Annotated in this window: 3 protein-coding genes; all 3 read left to right on the top strand. The window is 48.8% G+C overall.

Annotated features, from left to right (window positions below):
• Nucleotides 1-309 precede the first annotated feature (309 nt).
• The 3 genes from JCM25146_RS15345 (at nt 310) to JCM25146_RS21750 (ending at nt 4624) form a co-directional block, all read left to right on the top strand.
• Entirely contained in the window at nt 310-825 is a 516-nt protein-coding gene (locus tag JCM25146_RS15345) for an RNA polymerase sigma factor (protein WP_025829122.1), read from the top strand.
• 116 nt (nt 826-941) lie between these two features.
• Nucleotides 942-1940, top strand: coding sequence for a FecR family protein (locus tag JCM25146_RS15340; protein WP_025829121.1), 999 nt, complete (start codon nt 942-944; stop codon nt 1938-1940).
• A 377-nt stretch (nt 1941-2317) separates the two neighbouring features.
• Nucleotides 2318-4624 (top strand): TonB-dependent siderophore receptor, encoded by a 2307-nt coding sequence (locus tag JCM25146_RS21750; protein WP_242401187.1) that lies wholly within the window; start codon nt 2318-2320, stop codon nt 4622-4624.
• Nucleotides 4625-4784: the final 160 nt, after the last annotated feature.

Below are 4784 nucleotides of genomic sequence, written 5' to 3'. Positions count from 1 at the left end.
CCAAAATTACCAAATGAAATCAAGTAGTTAGCCCGCTCCCCGAGCGGGCTTTCTGCGTTCCAGAACACCAACTGGAATCATATAGAAATCATTCGGAAGCGAAATCTCACGTAGCAACCCTGCGCACAAGGCACGCAGCCAGAGGGCCGGGAAGGGCAGGAATCGGCTTGAACCGCACAGCACAGAGCCGATCCGCGAACCTTCTCCTTGCCTTCCAGATTGTCCTGACATAAGCAGAAATGCGAACCGTTCTTAAAAGCAGAATCCTGCCACACAAAAGAACGTCTATTGTTTTGGACGGTGATTTGAATGACAGAAGGCAAGAAGCGAGGACGGCTGATTAACAGCTTTGAACAGCATTATCAGGATTTGCTACGCTTTCTGTTTCGCCGAACCGGAGATGTCGAGGAAGCCGCTGATCTTGCGCACGATACATATGTCCGGCTGACTAATGTAGCGGACAGTATTGTCGAAAATGACAAGGCTTATATTTTCCGTGTTGCAGGAAATCTTGCGCTCGACATGCATCGCAGGTCAGGTCGAAGGGCTGTATGGCTGTCGGATGAAGAGCCGGGGGAGGGTATCGCTGATCCGCAGCCCTCTCAGGAACAGCATGTTATTGATCAGGATCGACTGGCTTCTATGGATGCGGTGCTGAGTAGTCTGCCTCCAAAGGCTCGTCTTGCGCTTCTGATGGTTCGAGTGGACGGTCTTAGATACGTCGAGATAGCGGAGCGTCTACATATCAGTGTCAGTATGGTTTCTAAATACGTTACGCTGGCCGTACAGCATTGCCGTGATCATGTCAGGCAGGACGACGAATAAAGTTTCTTTTCTGCACTGCCGGTTTCGTTGTGCCATATCGTCTTTAAGTATGGGGCTGCTTGAAGGGGACGGTATGATGTCACGAGCATATAACGGCAGATGGGGCTGCATTCACGATGGTTGAGAGTTCGGGCGATCGTTTACCGCGACGAACGCCACGCAGCCTTGCCCTGAGCGATGAAGCGATTGAATGGCTGGTCCTGCTGTACTCAGGGGCTGCCAGCGATACTGATCAGCAGGGTTATGCGGCTTGGAGGCAGCGCTCCCCCGCTCACGAAGAAGCAGCTAAAGAGGCTGAAGCTTTATTCGGGGACATTGGCCGTACCCAGACTGCCGAGGAATACAAGCTGACGGAAACAGCTCTTGCGCCTCCTGCTTATCGTCAGCGGGCGCGGCGGTTTGGTCGCAGGGTTTTCCTCGGTTCTGCTGCCGCTGCTGGAGTGACATGGGGTATTGGCCCTGCCTTAGTCGCAACGGTAGCGTCGTTTCTGGCAACCTATCACACGGCAGTGGGGGAGCGGCGCAATATCAGGCTGAGCGACGGTTCGACAGTCTGGTTGAATACGGCCAGTGCGCTGTCGGTTCATTTCAGCCCTCAATTCCGCAGGCTTACGCTGCATGCTGGTGAGGCTCTGTTTGATGTAGTGGAGGATCGGACGCGTCCGTTTATCGTCCGCTCCGGCACGGGGGAGGCTGAAGCTGTTGGGACAGTCTATGCGCTCAGGAAGGATGACAGCACGACGCAGGTGAGCGTTCAGGATGGGACTGTTCTGGTGCGTGCTGGAGATGATCGGCAGCAAGTTACTGCAGGCCAGGCGGTAAAATACCGAGATGGCATTATCAGTTCACCGCAAGCAGTCGCGGTGTCGGATCTGTTCTCGTGGACGCGTGGCAAACTGATCTTTAACCGGAAGCCACTCGCCCAGATTGCAGCGGAAATTGAACGGTACCGCCACGGTCGCGTCGTCGTCGTAAGTGATGACCTTAAGGCGATGGAGGTCTCGGGGGTTTTCGATATAGACGATAACGAAGCCCTTCTTGCTGCATTGGGCACCGCGACAGGCGCGCGGGTTACTCATTTACCATTTCTGATTATTATCCGCCCAAGTGTTTGAAAAATAATCATTCTGAAAAATTTTCAAAATTATTCCTACGGGCTTACTGCCTGATCTCATTGCTAGATCGTCCTTGAAACTGAGAGGCAATCTTAACAACTGACGCTTTTGTCGCGGCGGTATTGATTTCGAGGATGGCAGAGGATGATCATATTGGAGGCGGCCAGGCACGCCCTTCGGCGTGGGGCGCTGTTGGGTTCTGTTAGCCTAACCTTGATGACGGCAGGAGGAGCTAGGGCGGAAACCCCGATGGACCGTCCCGTGGAATTTCACGTTTCAGGTGGTGATCTCGATCACGCTTTAACACAAGCTGCCGATCAAAGCGGTGTTCATATTTTTTTTCCATCAGCATCTGTGACGGGGAAAAATCGGTAGGGTTGTCTGGAAAACTGACAGTCAATCAGGCGTTGGCACGGCTTTTGAGTGGAAGTGGTCTGTCTTGGCATCTTCAGGATGGAAAAACGATTATTGTATCGCCAAGCTCTAATATAACTCTCGGCCCAGTTCGGGTTGGGGGAAGCATAGAACGCCAAGACCCAACAGGTCCGGGTGTGGGTTATGTTGCTGAAAATACTATGGCCGGCACTAAAACTAACACATCAATAACAGAGATTCCGAATTCGATATATGTTGTGACAAAACAGCAGATGATCGACCAGCAGGCACAAAGTGTTCAGGACGCATTAAAATATACCGCAGGGATATATTCTGGAACACTGGGAACAAATGCTTCTGGATCTGCAGCTGATAGCAATGGCGCAATTTATCAGCGAGGGTTCACGACCACGCAATTTGTTGATGGCTTGTTGAGTAATTCCGTCAGTGCAGGTGAAACAAATTTCCTCGAACGGGTTGAAGCGATCAACGGCCCGGCCTCTGTCATGTATGGTCAAACCGCTCCTGGCGGTATGATTGCGATGAGTCTTAAAAAGCCCACAGAAACACCTTTGCATCAGGTATCTGTAGGTTTTGGCAATTGGGGACGCTACGAAGCTACGGCAGATGTGAGCGACAAGATTACCAAATCTGGCAACGTGCGTTATCGTCTTGCAGCTATTGGCGTCACGCAGGGAACTCAAACAGACCATGTAGACTATAAACGGGTCGGAGTTCTTCCTTCGATAACATGGGATATCGATAAGAAAACATCATTAACGCTTCTTGGGTCTTATATGTATACGCCAGGAACTGGCATAACAACGGCTGCACATTATCCTGTCGTGGGAACGCTTATTGACGGCCCTAATGGAAGAATAGCGCGAAGCACGTTTTTATCTACGCCGAATTGGAATACCAATTCAGCAACTGATGCAATGTTTGAGTATCAGTTCAATCATAATTTCAATAAATTTGTGAATTTTAGCCAGACTTTTAGATGGGAAAAAAGTGACTTTAATGGAAAAGAGACCTTTTGGGACGGTCAGAAAGTGCCCGGCCAAGTTTATATTCGACCAGAGTGGATACAGGATACCTGGGAGACTGTAACTCTGGATACACGTCTCTTTGGGAAATTCAACACTGGTCCAGTCAGCCATACATGGGTGGTAGGCTCAGATTTTCAAAATTATCACGATAACTGGTCTTACAAAAGAGACAACGCCTCTCCCGAGATGGTCGTGGATATTTACAATCCCCGCACCAATTATACCCCATGCTTCAGTTCAGCATCTTCTGCCGGCTGCAACGGGTGGGATACAGCGTCTCGTTATGATTATTTTCAGGAAGGCGTTTACTTTCAAGACCAGATTAAATGGCATAAACTGTCAATACTTCTCGGCGGTAGAGAGGATTGGGTTAATTATAAAGGTCGTTATTCGACATACACGTATAATAATTCTGCGGGTCAAAATACGAGCAGCATGACTTATGGTAACGATGCTCCCGAACCTGCGCATGCTTTCACCTGGAGGGGTGGAATAATCTATAATTTTGATTTCGGATTAACGCCATATTTTAGTTATTCAACGTCCTTTGTGCCTCAAACGGGGCAAACTGACTATTTGGGACGTCCTTTTGCACCGCTTACAGGAAAGCAACTTGAGGCTGGGTTGAAGTATAAAGTGCCCAACCGGGATATTCTGTTGACTGCGGCTGCCTTCCACATCGAAGAAAATCACTATCTTATCACGGATTCAGTTCATACTGATTACAGTGCTGATGCAGGACAGGTCAAATCTCAAGGATTCGAGGTTGCCGCCAATGCAAATATTACTAAGGATTTAAGGGTCATTGCATCTTACAGCTTTACGGATGTCAGGTTCGCAAACTCCAATAATACTAATACGGTATTTTGCCCGGAGACAGGAAAGGCTTGTTCACCAACAGTGACGCGCTCTGAGCAGGGAAAGTTTGTCCCCTATGTCCCTCGGAATATGTTTTCAGTTTTTGCTGATTATAAGTTGCCTAAAAAACTTGTCCGAGGCCTCGGTATCAATTGGGGTATGAGATGTATAGGTTTTACTTATGCAGATGATGTTGAATCATACAAAGTCCCATCCTACGTTTTATTCGACGTCGGAGCACATTATGATTTTGGAGATCAATTTCCTATTTTGAGGGGGCTTCGCGCTCAATTGGCAATGTCTAATATTACTAACAAATATTATGAAACTAGTTGTTCACGGGGAGGTTGTTATTTGGGGCAAGGTAGGCGCGTTTACGGAAACTTAACGTATAATTGGTGAAATTTTATTGACCAAACTACACTAATTTTCACCCATTACACTCATCATGTCGCTCCTCGTTCCCGTGTCAGATACGGGGGGTAGTCTTGCGGCAACGCGCGTTGGTCTACACTGCCACTACGAGAGATTAATGTAACCAGAAACACGGGGCTGCCTGACT

Source organism: Acetobacter okinawensis JCM 25146 (assembly GCF_000613865.1).
Taxonomy (GTDB): domain Bacteria; phylum Pseudomonadota; class Alphaproteobacteria; order Acetobacterales; family Acetobacteraceae; genus Acetobacter; species Acetobacter okinawensis.
The sequence above is the reverse complement of the archived record's forward strand: the minus strand, read 5'-3'. Positions and strand labels throughout refer to the sequence as shown.

Bases quoted from the DNA above. Each gene is read 5' to 3' on its own strand.
- JCM25146_RS15345 (WP_025829122.1), top strand. From the start codon at position 310: ATGACAGAAGGCAAGAAGCGAGGACGGCTGATTAACAGCTTTGAACAG.
- JCM25146_RS15340 (WP_025829121.1), top strand. From the start codon at position 942: ATGGTTGAGAGTTCGGGCGATCGTTTACCGCGACGAACGCCACGCAGC.